The following is a 22,214-nucleotide window of genomic DNA, read 5'->3' on the forward strand; positions in this document are numbered from 1 at the left end:
TTACACATGTTTCAAAAATAAAACTCTACTACCGCCATTCCCATCATAATTTGTATGTACCGATACACCTTCTATCTCATCATCACCAGCTTCAATTTGAAAGCCAATCTCCCTATGAAACTGTATCGATTTTTTATTAACCGGTGACGTGATTGCTTTTATAACTTTACGGTTATTTGCACGTGCGACATCAAAGAAATACGAATACAATGTCGATGCAATTCCTCTTCTTCTATACTTCGGATTTACACCGATAAAATGAACGTACGCTTCCTCTTTATGTGTTTGTGAGAAGAATCCGCATAAGAAACCTAACGTTTCTCCCTCTTCTTCAATGATAAAGCTCGTTTCTTGAAAATGAACGAAGAATAACTTTGGCAACATGGGAGTCATGTCTCTCCCGCCCCACCAATCATTTAAAATAGAATGAATCTTTACATAATCTTCCCCTTGGATGTTTCTTACTCGCATATGTTTCTCCCTCTCACTCACTTCATTTTTTCATAAATTTTAATGACGGTTTCTACTAATAGAATGAATACCCAAATACCAGAAAATACAAGAACCGACTGGAATATCGATCCAAGTATCATAACAACAATCGCACCTGTTATTGAAAATGATACGCCACCAAACCCTGGATCTTGTATAAGTGATCCAGCAGAAAAAGCTGTTATAATAGATACGATTAAATAAATAACACTCATTATTTTTAATATTTTTATAGAAAGATAAGAAGTTTGTTCTTTCTCCACTTGTGATAATTCGATTTCCCCGCTCGCAATTCCTTTTTGCATACAATCCTCACATAAAAATTCTTCCTTAATTTTTTTACCACCATGCAATGTACCTGTTATTTCTTTACACCTTGAACATTTTCGATTTATCATGTTGTTACCACTCCAATCCATTAAGATTATACTTATATAATTCTATTTTTACCTTATTATTCCTTTTATGTATTTTATAGAAAGGTGACGTGTTTTATGATATCTAAACTTACTTTTGGCTATAAAAAGCCTACTGAGCAATATGTATTACGACCTAGTTGTTATGCAATTATTTTTAATTCAACTTCTTCAAAGATTGCTATTATCCAAAAAGGAAAATGCTACTTTTTACCCGGCGGTGGTATGGAAGGTACCGAAACAAAAGATGAATGCTTACATCGTGAACTACTAGAGGAATTAGGATGGACAGTTGAAATTGATCAGTATATCGGTAATGCAGCGCGATATTTTTATGCGGAAAAGGAAGATACATATTATTTAAACGATGGGTTCTTTTATATAGCGAACATGGTACAGAAACAAACTGATAAGTGTGAAGAGGATCATATTTTAAAGTGGATGTCTCCTTTACATGCTGTAGAGCTTCTCATTCATGATCATCAAAAATGGGCCATTGAACAAGCGCTTTTATTACGAAACAAAAAAAGATCTCCTTCTATATGAAAGTGATCTTTTTTTACTACTAACTTACTTTTTTCAAATTGAGAGCTGGCTTTTTGATTCCGCCTTTTTTTACAACATATAAGCCGATAAATATAATAAGTCCACCAACGAGTTGCATCATATTAATTTGCTCTCCAATTGTTACTGCCGCAAAGATAACTGCGAATAATGGTACGAGATACATATAAACCATTACTTTCGTTGAACCGATTTTACTAATACCGACATACCACATTGCTAGTCCGAAGATGGTCGCAAAGATGATTGAATATGCTAATGAACCCCAGCTTGGCATATCTACTGGCCACGTTAATGTGTTTACGTTGAATAAACAGTATATAACGAGAGGTACAATTCCAATTAAAGTAGACCATGATGTGACTCTCATTGCGGAGTATTTTGTAATGAGAGGTTGTGCTAAAATTGGATACCATCCCCACGCAATTGCTGCTACTAATCCAATTATATTTCCGAGCCACGCATACTCGTAAGTAGCTCCTCCTGTATGTCCTGTTAATAAAACGAATGCTGCACCAATAAATGCTACTATTGAACCAATTTGTACTTTCATCGAAAAGCGTTCTTGTTTGTGCAATACTGCTAATATCCCTGTAAAAATAGGTGACATCGCAATTAATAATGAGGCATTCGTTGCTGAAGTATATTTCACAGATAACATAAACATCGTTTGATACATTGTCGTTCCAACGATGCCGACCGCTAGTAATCGTAACCAATCTTTTCTTTCAATACGTAATGAGCGTTCCATTAAAAATGTAATAAGTAATAATACCGGTGATGCTACTAAAAATCGTAAACTATTAAATTGAATGGATGACATAAATGCCACGCCATACTTTCCTATTGTATAATTTGCTCCCCATACTAACGCTACTGATACTAGGATCCATTCCATTTGCCATCTTTTCATCCGAATCTCCCCTTCCATATTTAGCATAGTAAAATTGGCTGGATATAACACCGTCCAATTGGCTGTTTTTTTACCCAGCCAATTTGTTATACTTAATGCATATAAGAGATGCGGAGGCGTTTGTATGGAATGGAAGCTAGATAACGACAGTAAAATCCCTATTTATCAGCAAGTTGTTGACTTTATTGAAAAGCGTATTACATACGGAGAACTTCCACCTGGTAGCTTCCTCCCTTCCGAACGGAAATTAGCTATGCAGTTAAATGTAAACCGAAGTACAGTAACGACTGCTTATAATGAACTACGTGCTATGGGGATTGTAGAAAGTACGACTGGTAAAGGGACACGTGTAAGTACACATATGTGGGGCGTCTCTCCAACATTAACGCCGAACTGGAGAAATTTCGTAGAAGGTGGTACTTTTTTACCAAACTTACCGTTACTTCGCCATATTCGTGCGGAAGTACAACAAAATGAAAATATCATTGATTTCGCAAACGGAGAGCTCGGTTGTAACCTCTATCCGCACGATCAACTACAAACGATTTTACGAGAACAACCGTTAACACATTCATTAAGTTATGATCATCCGCAAGGCTATCTCCCGCTAAGACAAGCGGTAGTAAAATATATGAAGGAATATTTAAAAGTTGAAGCGACTGAGCAATCCATTATGATTACATCTGGCGCACAGCAAGCACTTCACCTTATCGTACAATGTTTATTAAATCCCGGTGATGCAGTCGCTTTCGAAAGTCCTTCACACTGTTATTCCTTACCGTTATTCCAATCAGCAGGTATTCGTATTTTCCCTTTACCTGTCGATGAACACGGTATTAACCCAGACGATGTGCAAGAATTATATAGAAAGCATCGTATAAAAATGATCTTTTTAAATCCAAACTTCCAAAATCCTACGGGAACAATGCTTCATCCAAACCGTAGAAAAAAACTGTTATCACTTTGCGCAGACTTACGAATTGCGATTGTTGAAGATGATCCTTCTAGTTTACTTACGCTAGAAAAGAAACAACCTTGCCCTACTTTGAAATCAATTGATGAAAATGGAACTGTCATTTATGTACATTCCTTATCAAAAATGATTGCACCAGGCTTACGAGTTGGTTGGCTTGTCGCTCCGCAGTCTGTAGTCGAACGGTTATCCGACGCAAGGCACCAAATGGAATTAGGTATGAGCATTTTCCCACAGTGGCTTATGCAACAATTTTTTGAAACTGTACCATTTCAGTCGCATATCGTACCGTTACGAAAACAACTAGCAGAAAAAAGAGACGTTATCGTCCACGCCCTAAACGAGCAACTTCACGATAAAATCTCTTTTTCAAACCCGACCGGCGGTATATACATTTGGGGGAAATTAAAAGAACCTATAAACGAAAAACAACTCATTATGCAAAGTTTAAAACAAGAAATCGCATTTATGCCAGGTAGTATTTTTGGTGCGAAAGATGGTTATATTCGTTTATCTTATGGAAAAGTGAATATTAATCAAATTGAGGAAGGTATTTCTCGTTTGCGTGAAGCTATTTTGGTTTGTGGAAAATAACTTTACATAAAGCTTTCTCGTTTGACAAAAGAAAAATCTACCATTATTATCAACACGAACCTAGTTTTAGGAGTGATAAAATGAAAATCTACGTTGATGCAGATGCTTGTCCTGTAAAAGATGTGATTATTTTAGAGGCTACGAATGCAGAAATCCCTGTAACCCTCGTTACTAGCTTTTCTCATTATTCTAATGCTCAGCAACCAAAAGGTGTAGAAACAATTTATGTTGATTCTGGAGCAGATGCTGCAGATTACCGAATTATGCAGTTAGCAAAAAAAGAAGATTTAATCGTAACGCAAGATTACGGTCTTGCTTCGCTCGCTTTAGCAAAAGGCTGTATCGTACTACATCATAAAGGCTATAAGTATACGAATGAAAACATTGAGCAATTGTTACAAACAAGATATTTAAGTGCAATGGTTCGAAAAAGCGGTAAGCGTACAAAGGGACCGAAACCATTTACAGCAGAAGATAAAGAGAAATTTAGAGTGCTCTTTAAAAGTATGATTGCACTTCAGAAATAAACCTTCTATTTGTAGAGAAAGAAAAGAAGAGAATATCCAAATGAACATTCTCTTCTTGAGGTTTACCCTTTTAAAATGAAGGTAAATTATCTAAGTTATTTTCCTTTATACCATCCGGTTCACTACGTATAATATCTCTACCATACTTATGAAATACGTCCACATGAGCTAACTTCCCTGATTTTGCTTCATTAAGAGCAGTCATATAATCTAACTCTCTCCCGCTGCTTGTTTTAAAAGCAATTAAATCACCTTCATCATTTTTACGAACGGCAACAATTTGTTCTGCTCCTGAATTGACTTCATGGCCTATTTCAAATTGAGCTCGTTCATCTCCTTGATGTAAGTAATCATTATAAACTTTTTCAAAGTCTTTTTTATCCATAAAACTCACCTCCAACACATTTTATTAGTATGGTTGGGATGTAGTGGTTTTATGTACTTTTCTCTTAGAAAAACGTATTTTTAATACCTACGCAACCCTTTCAAAGTCTCCAATACATCATCTGTAAAGGCTGTATTACCCTCTGTCTCTAAAACTCTAAAATATAAACTTCTTAAGAAAGCTCTAATATTTTGTACTAAAATAGCATGCTGCGGATGTCGGATGTCTTCAACAGTTGCTATACTATGTAACCAGTTGCTCCACTCTTCTTCAGTTAAAAGATTTTGGTTACGTAACGACATAATTGGTGCTACTAATCTCTCATCCTCAAAGTGAATGTATACGTAGTCATGTAAGCGTACCTTCTGACGAACGGCAGCTAGTATTGCATATGAGAACTCACGATTTTGGATTGTACGTGCTAAAGCATCGAGCGCATCTGCTGCATGTGCAGTAGAGTGTGCCCAGCCTTTTTCTTCTACGTAGCCTCTTACATCTTCTTCTAAATATACATATTCCAGCACTTGTTCTGCCACACTGTACAGTTGTTCTTCAGATAACAGTGGTTCTCTTTCATGAACAGATAAAATAAGTGGTGGAATTAATACGGAGAATGCACGTTTAAAAACAGAGTCTGTTCCCTTTTCACCAATTTTATAAAATAAATAATCAGGGCTAATTGCTTGCAGCATTAATCCTCGTAATTCTTTTTGTCTAAATACATCATTTGTAATCCATTTGTGAAGCGTACTATATATCAAATCATCACGCAGTTCAGCATCAGGTGATCCGATATAATCTAACATCCACTGCGCATATGGATATGCATCTACGTCTTCTGGTACAGCATAATTGTTATTTTTAATTTGTAGTAGTTCTTCTTTTAGTTCTAGTACTTCATTCATTATATTTCTTGTCCCCTTTTTTCGTTTTTTAACATATTTTCGCCTTATCCCCTGTAATTGCCTATCCTTATATGAACTTGATTCAATTATATATAATTTATCCTAATAAATAAAAGGAAATACATTAAAACATCGCAGTCTATCACTTTGTTTACATGCCTTTCATGTAAGTTTAAGTTATAAAATAAAGTTTGTTTTTTCTTTTGTATTCAAACGTAGTTACAATCCAAGGTTATATCATTTTAGAACTTGTTTAATAAATTCTGTTTTAGCTTTTGTGTATGCTTCTCTATCTTGTTTAAATTTTTTAGCTAAATCTTGTTTAAGATTTGAATACTCATAAACTAATTGTGGATTTTCTCGTAAGCGGTTGCGAAATAAAAGTTGTTGCTCCCATCTCTCAGTTCCTTTAGCCATCAAATGCAGGTGAGCTACACGCCTATTATTCTTAACTTTCACAAAGAACCTTCTCCAAGGTCTTTCATCTAATTCTGGGCTTACATAATGCCAATTATATATGGCCAATGTAGCTGAAATATCTAGTACTCTTTCAAATGAGTCTATTTCAGCCATTAGATCAATGATAGGTTTTGCAGGTAAATCAGGTATGGATGTACTTCCTATATGTATTACTTTGCTTATACCGAGAGGAGCAAGCAGTTCATATAGTTGCTGTTCTTCACATCGGCCTTTATCTTGCCAATCAGAATTTGCACTAACTATCTCTACTGACTCATTCGCCCATACAGGCCAATCGTTCGGATTCTCTTTTTTATCCATCTAATATCTCCCCTTATGATATTCTCCCCTGTAATTAGTCTACATAACATAATTACAAACAACAAATATTGATTTATATTTCTCCTTATTTCCCCTTAAATCCTCGATACAATGCAGTCCGTAACTCTTGTTTGTATTCTGCAATTTCTGGCATTTCGAGTTCTTCTGCTAGTCTGATAGCTAATTCAATATCATACGGTACTCGTACAAGTTGAATAGAAAAGCTCGCTGCTTCTTTTTCATTGTAAGTTCCTTCAAATATTAAATAGGAAGCTTGTGTTATTTCAAGTGGGTTTCCTACGCTACCGGCATTACATAACGTTTTCCCTCTGAAATTTTGAACGAACGCTTGGTGAACGTCACCGTAACAAACGACATCTGGTTTTCTTTCCCCTTCTATATTTTCAGTCAAATCACTATTTTCGAACATACTAATACGCTCTTCTCTTGAAGCGTGTGGTTGAATTCTTTCATACAAACTTCTCGGTGAAGCGTGGAACATACGAATGAGTTTTCCACTCATATAAAACTCGATTGAAAATGGTAAGCTTCTTAAATAGTCATTTTGTTCTTCTGATAATTGTTTTTGATGCCATTTTAATGCTTCAAATTCAGTCGGCTTTGTAATAAAATCATCCCAGTTTCCCATTACGACTACTTCACATTCTTTACGAATGATTTCAATTGCTTCACTGGAATGAGGTCCTTTTCCTACTAAATCTCCAAGACAAATAATGCGCTCGATTCCTCTTAATTTAATGTCTTGTAGCACAGATTCTAAAGCTGGAATATTACCATGTATATCTGAAATTATCGCTATTTTATCCATATGAATCCCTCCATTATTTATCATTTATTATATCTACATGTTGTGATTGACACCATTTTGGAATATAAGATGAAAAATGATTATGCTCTTCTAAAATTCCGTTTAATCTTTCCTTCATATCATCTACTAAATGCGGCGTACTTCGGTTCGTCCATACGATATCAGCTGGGAATGTCATTGCTGCATATAACGAATACAGTTTCCAAAAATGAAGCGATGGTTCGCCTCCGCAATAACCGTGAACTTGTCCAACCGCAAATGGTTTACTTATTCTTGTAGTAAAAATCGCTACATTATAAAAATCGTGTATTGGATCGCCAAAATCATATCCACCAAAATCAATAACGATAAACTCCTTATTATGAATCATACTATTTGCTGGATGGAAGTCATCATGTAAAAATCTTATTGGACGATTTTTCAATAAATCTTTATGATTCTCTACAAAGGTTAATACTGGCTTCAAATCCAGAAAATTCACCTCGTAATCTGCTAGTGCCTCTATGTATCTTTCGTATTTATTCCATCTAGATGTTTCCCATTTATTACTTGCACTTTCTCTTTCAATTGAGTGAATCCTCTTTAATACTTCCCCCGCTTTTCTTCCTGCATTATACTGTTCTTCCACCGATAGCTTCGTTAAACCTTCTTCACCATTTATACCTCGGGTCCATTCAAATACTTGAACACATTTATTTAATTTCTCAAATATTATGAAATGAATTAACTTGGGCGTTGGAATATGTAATGACTCTAATTGTTTCATATACGTATATTCTTCTTGTTTACGTTCAAAATGAACAGCATCACATACTTTTGCAAAATAAGTTTCTTGATTCTTTAATTCAATTTTATACTTCTCTTCATGTGAAAAACCTTTTGAAATAGCTGTACACTTTGCAATACGAGGCCATTCTAGTTTTCTCTCTATCTCTCTAAGCATTTCTTCCACAACGTTCACCTCTATTAATATATGTACAAACTACCTAGCACTTCATGCTCTCGTTTATCTTCCCCTGTAAACTCTACTGCAAATGGATATTCACCTTCCTTGTTCAATTGTTCTTTCACAACCCCTTCTCCAATCGGTTCACAAAACTGCACATGAATATTTCCAAACACTACACTTTGACACTCAGCATTCCATTTTTCATTTTTCACAACTGAGCTTGTAGATAGTCTCATTACTTCTTTCCATTTCCGCACCGTTTCTCGAACGTTTTTCACTGCATAATGGATCGTTTCAATTTGTTGTACTTTGTTTTTATGTTCAGTGATTGTTCCTATGTTACGTAAATCGTTTCTTCTTTCTTCGTCCGTTTCATTCCATTGTATAAAGAAAGGTAATTTCGGTCCGTTCTCTTCTTGCTTAACAAATAACATTTTCCATTCTAAAAGCCGGCCATCTTTTCTCATGCGTTTCCCTTCAAATGGCCCTATCGTATGTAAGCCGTGCTTCTTAAAGTTAACTACTAGCTCCTCAATTGCATCTGTTCGGATTGCGATTTGTAGCATTCCTTCTCCATTTTGTAGTTTCACCACTGTTTCTTGTACTAATGGATTTTCTGCTTCTTTCGCTTTTTCTTCATGTTGAACTGCTAAAAATTCTATGTATGATAAGTCAAAATAACTTAAACTATTCCAAGTACCCCAGTTCGTATGCTCTCCGCCTAATACAGTATGAAATCCAAGTTCCTGCATTTGTTTTGCCGCTTCCTCCGGTGTACCATGAACTGTGTGAACGAGATGATCAAATCGTAACATGTCTTTCTCCCCTTTCTCTCCATCCTTTTATTGTATATTTTATTTTTCTTTCATTCAATTCAAAAACTTTAAAACCTAGTTGATTTATACGATTAATATGTATTATAATGAAACAAATTTAATTATTGCTGATTGGAAAAACCAAAGGCACTTTTCTCATACGGGAAAAGTGTCTTTTTCATTTATTATTACAGGGGGATTATTTATGCAGAAATTAATTGTCTTTGCTATTATTGGATTTTTCGCTCAATTGATCGATGGAGCACTTGGAATGGCTTATGGGGTAACGTCTACTTCACTATTATTAATGTTTGGTATTGCACCGGCTGTAGCTTCCGCATCGGTTCATTTAGCTGAAGTCGTTACAACTGCAGCTTCTGGCGCATCTCATATCAAATTTGGAAACGTTGATAAATATACAGTTTCCAGGCTTACATTACCTGGGGCAATCGGCGCATTTGTTGGGGCATGTTTTTTAAGTAATTTGCCTGGAGATGTGATCAAACCGTACATTTCCATATTTTTATTCACTTTAGGGGTTTACATTTTATTACGATTCATCATTCAAAAACAAATTGTCACTTCAAATAAGCGTATGTCTGCAAAACAACTTGTGCCGCTTGGTTTATTCGCTGGATTCGTTGATTCAACTGGTGGCGGTGGTTGGGGGCCGATTACGACACCCGTTCTTCTAGCAAGAGGAAATGAAGCTAGAAAAGTTATTGGATCTGTAGATACGAGTGAATTTCCTGTTTCACTCGCTGCAACAATTGGCTTCTTCATCTCACTTGGCTGGGAACAAGTAAGCTGGGTTTGGGTATTTGCGTTAATGCTTGGCGGTATTGTCGCAGCTCCAATTGCTGCATGGTTAGTTCGTATCGTTCCAGCACATTTACTTGGGGTATTAGTTGGCGGTCTTATTATCTTTACGAATATACGTACACTGCTTACTACATTTAAAGTGGATCCAACTATTATTTCACTTTCTTACGTTGCAGTTGGTCTTGTCGTTATTATTTCTATTTTCATTGCTGTTCGAAATCATTCCAATCGTCCTAATACATCAACAGCTGAGTATCCAAATGATCAGAAGCAAATGCTACCATAACTATAAAAAATACCGCCCTATTTAGAGCGGTATTTTTTATTTTTTTATTTTTCTATTTTCCAATTAATCATCGTTTCTGTAGCATTTACTCTCTTCATATGTAACTTTTCTAAAACACGAATCGAACTATAATTATCTAGAAGTGTCTCTGCAATTATTGTTTCTACCTCTCCTGTTTTGAAAGCCCAATCGATTAGTTCTCTTACAGCTTCTGTTGCATAGCCCACATTCCAATATTTCTCAATAAATCCATAGCCAATTTCCACTGTTTGATTCTCGTTTGGTCCACCTTTAAATCCAATATCACCTAAAACGCTATCATCTTCTTTCCGAAGAACATACCACGCCCCCCATGGTAATAAAGCCACATCTTGTTTTACATTCTCTACATGCCCTACAATATGCGGACCGCTATTATATCCTTGCTCGTTAGCAATTTGAATCCTCTCTTCTGTACACGGCACTATATAGAGCCTTTCTGTTTCTAATTTCATTTTGATTTCCCCTTTTGCTTAAACGTTACTCTAATTATAACAAATAATATGACTTTATTATGAATGTCGAATTATATTTTTCTGAATTTTCTTTTAATTTAGAGGGTTTTTCAATATTTTTTGCGAAACATTTGTATAACAATTTTTCTTTGCTTATTGCTACATAATAGTAGGTTCGGGTGGAGTTTTGCAAGCGTTTCCTATACAATAACCGATATTTTTTGACTTTTCCTAACAAAATATCTTGCAATATATTCAGAAAGTCATTACAATTGCCATATATTAAAAATCTTAGCAATATATAAATCCTCATCAATCCGATGAGGTAGAGGTTGCGACTTTTAATAGTAAAACGGACGAGACACAGAGAATGTCAGCTGACTCCGTTTGAAAGGAAAAGTTGCCGAAGTTTATATTTCTTCTCTGGAAATATGAGCTGGGGCTGTCTCCGAAAGGAACAGAACTGTCACGTTTACAAAATTACCGTGTAAACGTGGGGTGCTATCTTAACGGAAGGGTATGATGGGGTGGTTATTTGTGAAACGTTCCGCCAAATTCCTTTGACGGTTTTTTGTATTTTTCTCCCCCGCTCCTTCCTAACCTACAAGAAAAGGAGTGTTGAACATGAATAGCGCAACAAATCAATCTACCTCTAAAACGCAAACTACACAAGGACAAGGTGAATTAAAACGCGGATTAAAATCTCGTCACCTTACGATGATTTCTCTCGGTGGTACAATTGGTACCGGACTATTTCTTGCCAGCGGTGGTGTCATCCATACAGCTGGACCTGGTGGCGCATTAATTGCATACGCCGCAATTGGAATTATGGTTTATTTTTTAATGACAAGCTTAGCTGAACTTGCAGCTTACATGCCTGTTACTGGATCTTTTAGCACGTATGCAACAAAATTTGTTGATCCATCACTTGGCTTTGCACTTGGATGGAACTATTGGTATAACTGGGCAATTACGATTGCTGCTGAACTTGCAGCCGTAACATTAATTATGAAATTTTGGTTCCCAGATACCCCTTCTCTTATTTGGAGCGGATTATGTTTAGCTATTATTTTCCTTTTAAACTACTTATCTGTTAAAGGGTTTGGTGAATCTGAATATTGGTTCGCACTTATTAAAGTAGTTACGATTATTATCTTTTTAATTGTTGGTTTCATGATGATTTTTGGAATTATGGGCGGTGAAACGGTTGGATTTAAAAACTTCACTGTTGCAGATGCACCATTTAACGGCGGTATCATGGCAATTATCGGTGTATTTATGGCAGCTGGTTTCTCATTCCAAGGTACTGAACTATTAGGAGTAGCTGCTGGTGAAACGTCTGATCCAGAACGTAATATCCCAAAAGCAATTCGTTCAATCTTTTGGCGTATTCTTTTATTCTATATCCTTGCGATTCTCGTTATCGGTTTATTAATTCCTTATACAACTGAAAGCCTTGCTGCAAGTGATGTTACAGTAAGTCCGTTTACACTTATTTTTGAAAAAGCGGGCGTTGCCTTTGCTGCTTCTGTTATGAACGCTGTTATTTTAACTGCTGTACTATCTGCTGGTAACTCTGGTATGTATGCATCAACTCGTATGCTTTGGGATTTAGCACGCCAAGGAAAAGCACCAAAGTTTCTTGGTAAATTAGATAGCCGCGGTGTACCTGTTAACGCGTTAATCGTAACGTCAATTGTTGGTAGTATTGCTTTCATTGCTTCTTTATTCGGTGATGGTGTTGTATACATTTGGTTATTAAACGCATCCGGAATGTCTGGTTTTATCGCATGGGTTGGAATTGCAATTAGTCATTACCGTTTCCGTAAAGCATATATCGCACAAGGAAAAGATTTAAATGACTTACCATATAGAGCAAAATGGTTCCCATTCGGTCCAATCTTCGCATTTACACTTTGTATCATCGTAATTTTAGGACAAAACTACGGCGCATTTATGGGTGAAGCAATTGATTGGAACGGTGTACTCGTTTCTTACATCGGTTTACCACTCTTCTTAGTACTATGGTTAGGTTATAAATTTACGAAAAAAACAAAAGTGATTCCACTTGATAAATGTGAACTAAAATAAAGTGAAACGAGCAAACAAATTTGTTTGCTCGTTTTTTGTTGCAAACCTCTTTACTTCCCTATTGCTCCTGTTTTTGCAATAATAAAGGAAATATAAATAAAGGTTGGGATACAATGAACATCCGCATTACTGATGAAGCAAAAGCAGCTATACATAGATTCGAACTTGAAGATAAAAAAATCGTTCGCATTAGAGGAACAATGACGAACTCTTGTAGTATTTTCGTTGATGTCGATTTAATTTGGGATACATATAACGCAGATGATGTTGTATATGAAGATGCAGAGCTTATCGTACAAATGGATTCATTCACGAAAGACTACACTGGTGATACGGTGAAACTTGATTATAAGACGACAGGTTTTAGTATTACGACTCCGAGTGAGACTTTGGTTTATGGATTGTCGATTAAAAAATAAAAATTGTTTTCATTTGACCACCGAGGTGAAAAAATGGGTAAATATGTTCCGTTAAAATTTTTATTTAATGAAGAATTAGCAGAAAAAATAGCTGATTCTATTTGTAAACACGATCCTTGTTTCTCTAAAAGCATCTTTGTAGATTCTGTAGCTTGTAAAGTTGAAAATTTAGAGTTAAAACAACGTATTGAAGTAATGGCAGATGAATTACACAATGCTTTACAAAAAGATTTTAATGCCACAATACATATATTACTGAAAACATTAGGACCAGAAAACACAACAGAAGTAGGCACATTTACAAATGGATATATGTACATGCCTCTTGCAAAATACGTTGAAAAATATGGACTTTACGATTTTGAAACCTCGTTCAATGCAATGTATGAAATAACGAAAAGGAATACTGCTGAATATGCCATTCGGCCCTTTCTTGAAACATACCATGAAGATACACTAAACATATTACAACAGTGGATTCATGACGAAAACAGCCACATTAGGAGATTAGTTTCTGAAGGTACAAGACCAAGGCTTCCTTGGGCTAAAAAAACAGGAGCTCTAAAAGGTGATTTTAAGTACAATTTACAGCTTCTTGAACCATTAATGAATGACCCTTCTAAATATGTTCAAAAATCTGTAGCCAATCATATTAACGATATTACGAAAGAAGATAAAGAACTCGTTTTTCAGTGGTTACAGCAATTACGTGATAAACAGCATCCTGTTAACCCTTGGATTATAAAACATGGGTTAAGAACAGTTATTAAAAATGGTACTTTGCCAAAAGATTTTTGTTTTTAGTAATTTTTAAAAAAACCCTTCTACTTCAAAATGAAGCAGAAGGGCTTTTTTTTCTTTCAAACATTACCCTTGCCTTAAAATATTTTGAAACATTTTCGGCTTATTTCGTTCAAAGCTTTCTATAAGTTCTTTTCCAAATATCGTTATACTCTCTTCCAAAGGCTGGCCTAAATAGCCCCACTTAAAGTCTTTTTGAATAAAGAAGTAGTAATCTCCATTTGGAAATACAGGTATCATCCACTCATCAAATTCATTTCTTTCAAACTCTAAATGGGGATTCACCCAATAACACTCATGTTACCAATCTAGTGCCATGATATATTCATTCGATGCTGTAATTTCTTGAAAGGCTTGTAACGCTTTACTTTCCAGATCATTTATCGACTCTCCAAAGTAATGAGAAATATCATATGTAACAAAAGGACTTGGCACCATAAATGATGGAAATGTAGAAACACCTGGCGAAAACTCAAGCTCACTATATACCCTTTCCAAAATTCGCTCGTCCTCTTTGTCTGTAAACTCAATCCAATTCTCCATTAAACATCTACCTTTCCTTTATATTTTAAAGGAATTCCACTCGAAAATCCCAAATATATAAATAACAATTCTCACAAGGAGTAACGTTATATGAATCTATTCGAACACGAAACGTAAAACCGTTTCTCTTTAATAAGAGGTCCTCCGCTTTTTTTTCTCATCATATCATCTATTAAAAAATAGGAGGACAAAATTATGAAACGTGATCCATTATTTTTAACTTTATTAGAAAGCGCAAATACAAATTTTAGTGGCTGGGATTTTTCTTTCATTTCAGAAACAGGTCGAATGAAGAGCGAGCCATTACCATGGTCGTACGGCAGTACTGCTTTTCAGCTTATGCAACGTGCAGAATCAATGCTCGATATGGGTACTGGCGGCGGAGAGTTTTTATCTATGTTACAACCGTTCCCGTCAACTATATTGGCTACTGAGGGCTACGCTCCAAACGTGCCAATTGCTCGAAAGAAGTTAGAGCCTTTTGGAGTTACTGTTGTGGCGGTGAACGATGATACTGTTTTACCATTTCAAAATCGTCAATTTGATTTAATTATAAATCAACATGAATCGTATGCTGCTTCTGAGGTAAACAGAGTCCTTTCTCCAAGTGGCGTTTTTCTTACACAACAAGTTGGTGGTCTTGATTGCACGGAACTTAATGCGCAGTTTGGCTCACCACTAAATAGCGAATTTGCAAGTTGGTCTCTCGAAACCGCATGCAGTGAGTTAAAGGAAAATGGATTTACTATTTTAGAAGAAAAAGAAGAGTTTCCTTTTCAACGCTTTTACGACATTGGTGCGATTGTCTATTATTTAAAAGCAATTCCGTGGCAAATCCCTAATTTTACTGTTGAAAGGTATTATGAGGATTTATATCGCATACATGAGAGCATCTTACAAAAAGGATATTTTGATGTGAAGCAACATCGATTTATGATTAAGGCGATTCGTGACTAACGGAAAAGAGGTGGCAAAGCCACCTCTTTTTTGTTCCGTTTACGTATATTCTCTACTCTTTCACCATAAGAAAAGTTATATCATACATATTACAATTATGACCAATGAATTGTATTTCTGAAGCATATAATCACCTCGCATATATAATGAAAGCAAAAACGTGATTTTTCACTATCCTCTTCTATTGAGAAACGAGTTGTTTTTCATATCGTTTGTTCGCATCATCTTCTGTCAAACATGCAGTTGTGTAATTAATAATATTCCGGTTATCGTAAGTGAATATATGTTTTAACTTATTTTCTTCTGTTAATACTATCGGTAAGTATTTTGGTAAATTGCTAACTACTCCTCTATTATCACCATCTAATATCCAATCAATTTCTTTCCATTCTAACAATCCTCCAGCCGTACGTAATGGTGTATTCATTTGCATTCCATCTGGCAAATCAGCAACGAACACATACATTCCTTCACTAGCCTGGGGCTCATCTTTACCTTTAAAAACAACAGTCCCTTTATACGTTACACTTGAAAGTTCTATGCCCGTTTCCTCAAACGTTTCTCTAATTATTCCATCGTATGGCGTTTCATTCTCTTCTATTTTCCCTCCGACACCATTCCACATCCCCATATTCGGCTTTTTATTTCTATTTAATAGCAGTATTTTATCGCTTTTTCTAATAAAGCAAATTGTGTATTTGTACATACGATCATTTCCTTTCATTTTCCACATGAGTTATTTGGCTTATTTTCAATTAAAAACACTCGCCTTATAATTCCTTACTACATAATATATAGTACAACTTTCATGCGTAAACACTTTACGTCAAACGAGAGAATCCTTTTTAGAAAGGAGAATTTAAAATCGATAATATAAGCAATGAATTTTTAAACCAATATTACAACAGCCTCGTGTGGTTAAACGATACACACTGGTTCGGGGTTCCAATCTGTAAACTTCCCTCTGATCTCTTTTTGTATCAAGAAATTATTTATGAATTAAAGCCCGATTTAATTATTGAATGCGGGACTTTTCACGGTGGTAGTGCACTGTATTTAGCTTCTATGTTAGATTTAATTGGAAAAGGTCACGTACTTACTATCGATATAACTCCGCAGCCAAATCGGCCATCACATAATCGGATTACGTATTTAACAGCATCTTCTGTTTCTGTGCAGGCCATCCAAACAATAGTAAGTATGCGCAAACCTGATGATGTGATTTTAGTTATTCTAGATTCTGATCATAGTAAAGAGCATGTATCCAAAGAACTCTTACTATATAAATCTATCGTCACTACTGGCAGTTATATGATTGTAGAAGATACCTCCATTAACGGAAATCCGCTTCTTCCCGATTGGGGTCCTGGCCCGATGGAAGCTGTGGAAGAGTTTTTAACTAAAAACAATAACTTCATAATCAACGAGTCTAAACATAAATTTTTCATATCATTTAATCCAAAAGGTTTTTTAAAGAAAATAAAGTGAAACTTTAATAAGTGGGGTTTTGCATATCCCCACTTATTCTATCATTTTCATTTTTGAAAAAGGATAATATACAAATTCCACCTTGCCAATTATGTTATCTTCTTCAATATATCCTAAGCCATTGCGACTATCTCTACTCACTTCGCGGTTATCTCCCATTACAAATAACTTATTTGGCGGAATTTTTGTCTTTTGAAAGTTATAAAACACTTGTGTGTTGTTAAATAAATCTTTGTTCGTATATGGTTCTTCTTGCTTTTTATCGTTCACATATACCTTTCCATTCGTTATGTTAATTACATCACCAGGAAGTCCTATTACACGTTTCACATAATATTTCGATTCATCCTCTTCCTTTATAATGACAATTTCTCCGTGCTGTAAATTAGAAAGACGTACTACTGCTTTATTTACAAATACGTAGTCTTCTTCATATAAAGTCGGCTGCATCGATTCGCCTTCCACTTTACATAAAGTAAAAGAATGGTAGCCTATTACCATCACAAATATAAATAGTATGTACTTTCCCCAGCCTCTCTTAATCTCCTTTTTCATATCCATTCCCACCTTATAAAGCGCTTTTTAACTCAAAAAATATATCACTGCACAATATGTTTCCATGCAGTGATACTATTTTTACTGTGCCTTGTTCGGTTGTTCTACTGGAATTGAATTTGTATTTGATCTATTTGTTTTTAATTCAAAATACGCATCCAAAATCTCTTTACCAATCGCAGAATTAATTCCTGATTTATCATCATTCACCCATGGTACAACAACTGAAAAAGCTACTTCCGGATCAGCATCATATGGTGCATAACCGGCAAGAGTTAAATTATAACATTTTTTTCGGTTGTTGTTCTCATCTCTTCCAATATCACTTTCTCCACCATATACTGTCTCAGCTGTTCCTGTTTTTCCCGCTGGTTTATATGGTAGACCTTTAAACGTTCCGGTACCTGTTCCGTCAGCTTCTTGAAAAACTCTTCTAAATCCTTCTTTTACATGATTAATGTACGAAGTGTCCATATCCAATCTATTTAATACAACTGGTTCAATCGACCGAACGACTTTTCCTACATCCTCTGGTCTATTCGGTTGCTCTCTAACTTCTTGTACAATTTGTGGTTTCATTCGGTAACCGCCATTTGCAATTGTGGAAATATATTGTGCAAGCTGAAGCGGCGTATATGTATCATACTGTCCAATCGCGTAATCAAGTAAAAATCCGGGTATGTTATCAGTTCTACCTATTTGACCGATTGATTCATTTGGCAGGTCAATACCAGTCGACACACCTAGGCCAAATTGTCTAAAATAGTAGCGCATTTTATTAAATGTTTCTTGTTTAATGTCTAATGGATTATTTGGGACATAATTAATGCCTGCCATTTTTAAAGCTGTATTAAACATATAAACGTTCGATGACACTTGTAAAGCTCTTAAATCATCAATATCCCCAAATTCTTTCCACGATTTCTTCGGCTTAGAACTTCCTTTAAAATACATTGGTGCATCAAAGAAATGTGTATACGGCTTAATCGCTTCTGTTTGATATCCAGCTAATAAAGTAGCCCCTTTTACAGTTGATCCTAACTCATAAGAACTTGTCATCGTTCCTAATGCATAATCTTCTATTTGCATACCGCCATCTTTATTTACAATTTTCTTTCCTGCCATTGATAAAATTTGACCGTTTTTCGGATTCATCATTACTACGAACGCACGATCCATCATAGGCTCTGCAGCATGAAAGGCTCGTAAATTCTTTTCAAGACTTCCCTCTACTCTTTTCTGCAAATCCATATCGACTGTTAACATTAAATTATTTCCACTTTTTCCTTCGGTCACTTTTTCTGTTCGAACAATCTTCCCTGCTTTATCCATAATATTTTTAGACTGTTCTTTCGTTCCATGTAGTGCATCTTCGTATTGTTTTTCGATGTAACTTTTACCAATACGGTCGTTTCGATTATAATCACGAACTAAATAATAATCTAATTGTTCTCTTGGCAACCCTTCATTTTCATTAGAAACGCTACCTAGTATAGAGCGCAGTATTTTATCATTTGGGTATTCACGTTCCCAATCTACTGTCGTATCTACCCCTGGTAAACTTGCCAACCTTTCACTAACGACAGCATATTCATTTTGACTTACATCTTTTTTAACAATTTGCGGTGTCATTTTATATCCTGCATTCATTTTGCTTTTAATTACTAATACTTCTATATCTTCCTTTGAAAGCTCATTTAATTCTTCTTGCGTAATTCTTTCCCGGCGCAGTTCTTCTACTTTTTTATCTAATTCTTTTCCTTCTATTTCTTGCTTTCTAAATTTACTCTCATCTTCTTTCGTTACTTTCGCTGCTGCCCGCTTTTCATTTAACTGCATCCAAAAATCTTTCTTATCTGTCTCCGTTAACTTATCCATGTCCTCTTGCGACATTTCAATTAGCTTGGCTAAATCTCTTGCTACTTGTAAAACTTCTTTCGAGTCTACTCCTCTCATTTTCGTATATGTAACGGTTCGCAATGGTTTATTATTTACAATAACGTGACCTTGCCGATCAAACATTTTCCCTCTAGGAACGGGAGTGCTTACCGTTACATCTTCCTTTTTGTTTACTTCATTTCTATACGTTTCTCCATCAATGATTTGTACTTTACCTAATTGAATTATAATAGCTGAAAATAAAAGAAAGACAATAAAAAATAGTACATTTAACCGAAATGGAATATGAGTCTTTTTCTTTTTCGATTGTTTTTTCTGCTCCTTTTTCTGTCTCATTTCGCTCCCTCGCTTCATTCTATTAACATTTCTACGCAAAATCATTATGTATCAAATTTATTTATATGATATATATAGAATATTATATTAATTACAAAAGAAATAAAAGATTTAATTTTCAGTTTTTAAATTTATTACCCTATTTATTACCATTCCCTTAATACGCAATAACATGAATATTATCCTAAAAGAAAAATGGTACACAACTAGTTTTTATACCATTCGTTTACATTTATTTGTATACTAAATAAATCCATAAAAGACATTACTTAAAAGGAGAACGAAAATGACAGATTCGTTTATCATACATACTAATACGCCACATTGTTTAAACTTTATGATCTACATTCAAAATATTTATCTCAATCAAAAAGGAAAAAAAGAAAATTTTCGTTTTCCTTACATAACAAAAACATTACATTTCTCCACTGACTTTAAAACAAATTTCAAAGAACTATGGCTGACTCTTCGTAAGCAAACCGCTAACGACAGATATGATTTACAAATTTTTCACGAGGAGAATCATATATTTTACGAGAAGCTTTTTGACGCTAATTTATGTGATGAGGAATCATTTAAAGAATTAATATGTAGTTTTAAAGTATGGTGGACTAGCATAGCAGGTCAGCTTTCAATAGAATATTCCGTAAGTAATTATAGTGAACAACTTTATAATGACTTAGTTTTATACTTAAAGCAAAACGAAATAGAGCCTTTACAACAGCTACATATTAGCTTACTTTATGACGATTGTGTATTCGCTAAAGAAAACATTTCTTCCTATTCTGCTATTTTGCCGACTAAAACCTTTTTTATAGGTTATAGAGATGTGGTTACTACATTATCGACCTGTTTTCATATGGCTTAAAACAGCGATTACTCAAATAAAAAACTGAGGTAGATACCTCAGTTTTTTCGATAACTTATTTCATTGAAGATACCCCTTCAACAAATTCACCAATCTTATTTTGAAAAACAAAATTAAAGTTATATTCCTGTCCTGTTAACTCTTCATTTACTAAGATGGTTGTTGCTCCTACTTCCCTCTTTGCAATTTGCGGGAATGAAGCGACAGGCTGTACTTTTAGTGACGTTCCCATAACGATAAGCACATCTGTTTCATATAAACGTTTGATAGCATTTTGATATTGCGGCAATGTATCTCCGTATAAAACAACGTCTGGATTTAAAATGAAATTACACTTCTCACAACGCGGTACTTCATGATCAATCATATACTGTAAATCATATCCAGATTTACATTTTGGACAATGTGCTGTTTGAAGTGTTCCATGTAAATCAATGACATGCTTACTGCCACCTAATTGATGTAAACCGTCAATATTTTGCGTTAAAATCGTAATATCTTTCCCTTGTTCTTCTAGCGCAGCTAAAAAGCGATGGCCACGATTTGGTTTATATTGATGGAACGTATTAATTTGAAAAATTTCTTTATAATGCTTCCAAAATTCTTTCGGACTTCGGTTATAGTACCCTCTTGATAAGTACATCTCCACATTCGCATCAGCATACAATCCATTTGCTGAACGAAAATCTGGGATACCACTTTCCGTACTTGCACCTGCGCCTGTTAATACTGTAATTTTCTTCGCTTTTTCTAAAATTGAACGAACCTCTTCAAATTGCTGCACAAAAATCACCTCTATGTATTTTCCTATTCTTATTATACCAGTTGTTTACAGGAGGTGTTGTACGATTCGTTTTATTTAATGCGTCGTGCCCCCAACCTCTACAATATCTACCTCAACTATCGTCGTTACCTCAACTGCCAATTCTATCCCTTTACGAATAGTAGAAAGCGACATACTCGGTTGTCCTGGATAATTACTCGCTTGTTCTGGTAAAAACGGAATATGAATGAATCCTCCTTTTATTTTCTTATCATGTTTCTCTAGTTCATGCATAAGTCCATAGAATAAGTGATTACAAACGAATGTACCTGCCGTTTGTGAAATAGATGACGGTATGCCTTCTTCGCGAAGTTTTTTTACAATTGCTTTCATCGGGAGTGTGGACCAATACGCAATCGCTCCTTCTTCTACAACCGGTACATCTACCGGCTGATTCCCTTCATTATCAGCAATTCTTGCATCATCAATATTAAGTGCGACACGTTCTATCGTAATATCTGGTCTGCCCCCAGCTTGTCCAATGCATATAATAATTTCCGGCGCTAGTTCTTCTATATACTCTTTTAATACGCTTATTGATTTATGAAATACAGTTGGTACTTGTTTGCTTATTATCTTGTATTCTCCAATTGTTTTTTCATGCAAACCTTTTGCTACTTCCCAAGCTGGATTGATATTTTCTCCGCCAAACGGATCAAACCCTGTTAATAATACTGTTTTCATAGTTTT

At 35.2% G+C, this 22,214-nt stretch carries 25 protein-coding genes, 1 pseudogene and 1 riboswitch; of the genes and pseudogenes, 10 read left to right on the forward strand and 16 right to left on the reverse strand.

Going from position 1 to position 22,214, the window contains the following annotated elements; translation table 11 throughout:
- Entirely contained in the window at nt 1-471 is a 471-nt protein-coding gene (locus MR170_RS09140) for a GNAT family N-acetyltransferase (RefSeq protein WP_242308009.1), read from the reverse strand.
- A 17-nt stretch (nt 472-488) separates the two neighbouring features.
- Nucleotides 489-890, reverse strand: a complete 402-nt coding sequence (locus MR170_RS09145; RefSeq protein WP_242308012.1) for a DUF3980 domain-containing protein — start codon at nt 888-890, stop codon at nt 489-491.
- Nucleotides 891-986: 96 nt separating this feature from the next.
- Between MR170_RS09145 and MR170_RS09150 the strand changes: the two genes are divergently transcribed.
- Nucleotides 987-1,454 (forward strand): NUDIX hydrolase, encoded by a 468-nt coding sequence (locus MR170_RS09150; RefSeq protein ID WP_242308014.1) that lies wholly within the window; start codon nt 987-989, stop codon nt 1,452-1,454.
- A gap of 19 nt (nt 1,455-1,473) precedes the next feature.
- On the opposite strand, the gene MR170_RS09155 is transcribed toward MR170_RS09150, so the two are convergent.
- Nucleotides 1,474-2,385, reverse strand: coding sequence for a DMT family transporter (locus MR170_RS09155; RefSeq protein WP_242308016.1), 912 nt, complete (start codon nt 2,383-2,385; stop codon nt 1,474-1,476).
- A gap of 124 nt (nt 2,386-2,509) precedes the next feature.
- Here MR170_RS09155 and pdxR point away from each other — a divergent pair, with 124 nt between their 5' ends.
- Both pdxR and MR170_RS09165 read left to right on the forward strand, forming a co-directional pair.
- The gene (gene pdxR, locus MR170_RS09160) at nt 2,510-3,952 is read left to right on the forward strand and encodes a MocR-like pyridoxine biosynthesis transcription factor PdxR (protein WP_242308018.1); all 1,443 of its coding nucleotides are present in this window, start codon (nt 2,510-2,512) and stop codon (nt 3,950-3,952) included.
- Nucleotides 3,953-4,032: 80 nt separating this feature from the next.
- The gene (locus MR170_RS09165; RefSeq protein ID WP_043937000.1) at nt 4,033-4,479 is read left to right on the forward strand and encodes a YaiI/YqxD family protein; all 447 of its coding nucleotides are present in this window, start codon (nt 4,033-4,035) and stop codon (nt 4,477-4,479) included.
- 70 nt (nt 4,480-4,549) lie between these two features.
- On the opposite strand, the gene MR170_RS09170 is transcribed toward MR170_RS09165, so the two are convergent.
- The 6 genes from MR170_RS09170 to MR170_RS09195 form a co-directional block, all read right to left on the reverse strand.
- Nucleotides 4,550-4,864: a DUF3892 domain-containing protein gene (locus MR170_RS09170; RefSeq protein WP_016081097.1), complete on the reverse strand. Its 315-nt coding sequence runs from the start codon at nt 4,862-4,864 to the stop codon at nt 4,550-4,552.
- Between the two features lie 80 nt (nt 4,865-4,944).
- Complete coding sequence (locus MR170_RS09175) at nt 4,945-5,769, reverse strand: DUF2785 domain-containing protein (RefSeq protein WP_029442692.1); 825 nt, start codon at nt 5,767-5,769, stop codon at nt 4,945-4,947.
- Nucleotides 5,770-6,006: 237 nt separating this feature from the next.
- Complete coding sequence (locus MR170_RS09180) at nt 6,007-6,549, reverse strand: GrpB family protein (protein WP_242308020.1); 543 nt, start codon at nt 6,547-6,549, stop codon at nt 6,007-6,009.
- An 85-nt stretch (nt 6,550-6,634) separates the two neighbouring features.
- Nucleotides 6,635-7,378, reverse strand: coding sequence for a metallophosphoesterase family protein (locus MR170_RS09185; RefSeq protein WP_050844133.1), 744 nt, complete (start codon nt 7,376-7,378; stop codon nt 6,635-6,637).
- A 13-nt stretch (nt 7,379-7,391) separates the two neighbouring features.
- Complete coding sequence (locus MR170_RS09190; protein ID WP_242308022.1) at nt 7,392-8,330, reverse strand: aminoglycoside phosphotransferase family protein; 939 nt, start codon at nt 8,328-8,330, stop codon at nt 7,392-7,394.
- A gap of 14 nt (nt 8,331-8,344) precedes the next feature.
- Nucleotides 8,345-9,142: a VOC family protein gene (locus MR170_RS09195; protein ID WP_242308024.1), complete on the reverse strand. Its 798-nt coding sequence runs from the start codon at nt 9,140-9,142 to the stop codon at nt 8,345-8,347.
- 205 nt (nt 9,143-9,347) lie between these two features.
- Here MR170_RS09195 and MR170_RS09200 point away from each other — a divergent pair, with 205 nt between their 5' ends.
- A complete protein-coding gene (locus MR170_RS09200) occupies nt 9,348-10,250 on the forward strand; it encodes a sulfite exporter TauE/SafE family protein (RefSeq protein ID WP_098640458.1) in 903 nt (300 codons plus the stop codon).
- 44 nt (nt 10,251-10,294) lie between these two features.
- Here the strand turns inward: MR170_RS09200 and MR170_RS09205 are convergent, their stop codons facing one another.
- Nucleotides 10,295-10,744 carry a GNAT family N-acetyltransferase gene (locus tag MR170_RS09205; RefSeq protein WP_242308026.1) on the reverse strand — a complete coding sequence of 150 codons (450 nt, stop codon included), beginning with the start codon at nt 10,742-10,744 and terminating at the stop codon, nt 10,295-10,297.
- A gap of 318 nt (nt 10,745-11,062) precedes the next feature.
- Nucleotides 11,063-11,256, forward strand: a riboswitch (Lysine riboswitch).
- A gap of 112 nt (nt 11,257-11,368) precedes the next feature.
- On the opposite strand from MR170_RS09205, the gene MR170_RS09210 reads away from it, so the two are divergent.
- The 3 genes from MR170_RS09210 (at nt 11,369) to MR170_RS09220 (ending at nt 14,058) form a co-directional block, all read left to right on the forward strand.
- Complete coding sequence (locus tag MR170_RS09210; protein ID WP_001083396.1) at nt 11,369-12,835, forward strand: amino acid permease; 1,467 nt, start codon at nt 11,369-11,371, stop codon at nt 12,833-12,835.
- A gap of 113 nt (nt 12,836-12,948) precedes the next feature.
- Nucleotides 12,949-13,254 (forward strand): iron-sulfur cluster biosynthesis family protein, encoded by a 306-nt coding sequence (locus MR170_RS09215; RefSeq protein ID WP_242308032.1) that lies wholly within the window; start codon nt 12,949-12,951, stop codon nt 13,252-13,254.
- Between the two features lie 33 nt (nt 13,255-13,287).
- Nucleotides 13,288-14,058: a DNA alkylation repair protein gene (locus MR170_RS09220; RefSeq protein WP_242308033.1), complete on the forward strand. Its 771-nt coding sequence runs from the start codon at nt 13,288-13,290 to the stop codon at nt 14,056-14,058.
- A gap of 63 nt (nt 14,059-14,121) precedes the next feature.
- Here MR170_RS09220 and MR170_RS09225 read toward each other — a convergent pair.
- Nucleotides 14,122-14,598, reverse strand: a pseudogene (locus MR170_RS09225) (DUF2716 domain-containing protein).
- Nucleotides 14,599-14,793: 195 nt separating this feature from the next.
- Here MR170_RS09225 and MR170_RS09230 point away from each other — a divergent pair.
- Nucleotides 14,794-15,555, forward strand: a complete 762-nt coding sequence (locus MR170_RS09230; RefSeq protein WP_242308034.1) for a class I SAM-dependent methyltransferase — start codon at nt 14,794-14,796, stop codon at nt 15,553-15,555.
- Between the two features lie 181 nt (nt 15,556-15,736).
- On the opposite strand, the gene MR170_RS09235 is transcribed toward MR170_RS09230, so the two are convergent.
- Nucleotides 15,737-16,261: an NUDIX hydrolase gene (locus tag MR170_RS09235; protein ID WP_242308036.1), complete on the reverse strand. Its 525-nt coding sequence runs from the start codon at nt 16,259-16,261 to the stop codon at nt 15,737-15,739.
- A gap of 158 nt (nt 16,262-16,419) precedes the next feature.
- Here MR170_RS09235 and MR170_RS09240 point away from each other — a divergent pair, with 158 nt between their 5' ends.
- Nucleotides 16,420-17,043, forward strand: coding sequence for a cephalosporin hydroxylase family protein (locus MR170_RS09240; RefSeq protein ID WP_346749465.1), 624 nt, complete (start codon nt 16,420-16,422; stop codon nt 17,041-17,043).
- A gap of 33 nt (nt 17,044-17,076) precedes the next feature.
- Here MR170_RS09240 and lepB read toward each other — a convergent pair whose 3' ends face one another.
- A complete protein-coding gene (lepB, locus tag MR170_RS09245; RefSeq protein ID WP_016081083.1) occupies nt 17,077-17,598 on the reverse strand; it encodes a signal peptidase I in 522 nt (173 codons plus the stop codon).
- 81 nt (nt 17,599-17,679) lie between these two features.
- Complete coding sequence (locus MR170_RS09250; RefSeq protein WP_016081082.1) at nt 17,680-19,833, reverse strand: peptidoglycan D,D-transpeptidase FtsI family protein; 2,154 nt, start codon at nt 19,831-19,833, stop codon at nt 17,680-17,682.
- Between the two features lie 286 nt (nt 19,834-20,119).
- On the opposite strand from MR170_RS09250, the gene MR170_RS09255 reads away from it, so the two are divergent.
- Nucleotides 20,120-20,701, forward strand: a complete 582-nt coding sequence (locus MR170_RS09255) for a hypothetical protein (RefSeq protein WP_242308039.1) — start codon at nt 20,120-20,122, stop codon at nt 20,699-20,701.
- Nucleotides 20,702-20,756: 55 nt separating this feature from the next.
- Here the strand turns inward: MR170_RS09255 and MR170_RS09260 are convergent, their stop codons facing one another.
- Nucleotides 20,757-21,485, reverse strand: a complete 729-nt coding sequence (locus MR170_RS09260; protein WP_242308040.1) for an NAD-dependent protein deacylase — start codon at nt 21,483-21,485, stop codon at nt 20,757-20,759.
- Between the two features lie 75 nt (nt 21,486-21,560).
- On the reverse strand, nt 21,561-22,208 hold the full coding sequence (gene pcp / locus MR170_RS09265) for a pyroglutamyl-peptidase I (protein ID WP_242308041.1): 648 nt from the start codon (nt 22,206-22,208) through the stop codon (nt 21,561-21,563).
- Nucleotides 22,209-22,214: the final 6 nt, after the last annotated feature.

Origin of the sequence: Bacillus cereus group sp. BfR-BA-01524, assembly GCF_022662595.1 — a bacterium.
In the GTDB taxonomy this organism is placed as follows: domain Bacteria; phylum Bacillota; class Bacilli; order Bacillales; family Bacillaceae_G; genus Bacillus_A; species Bacillus_A thuringiensis_S.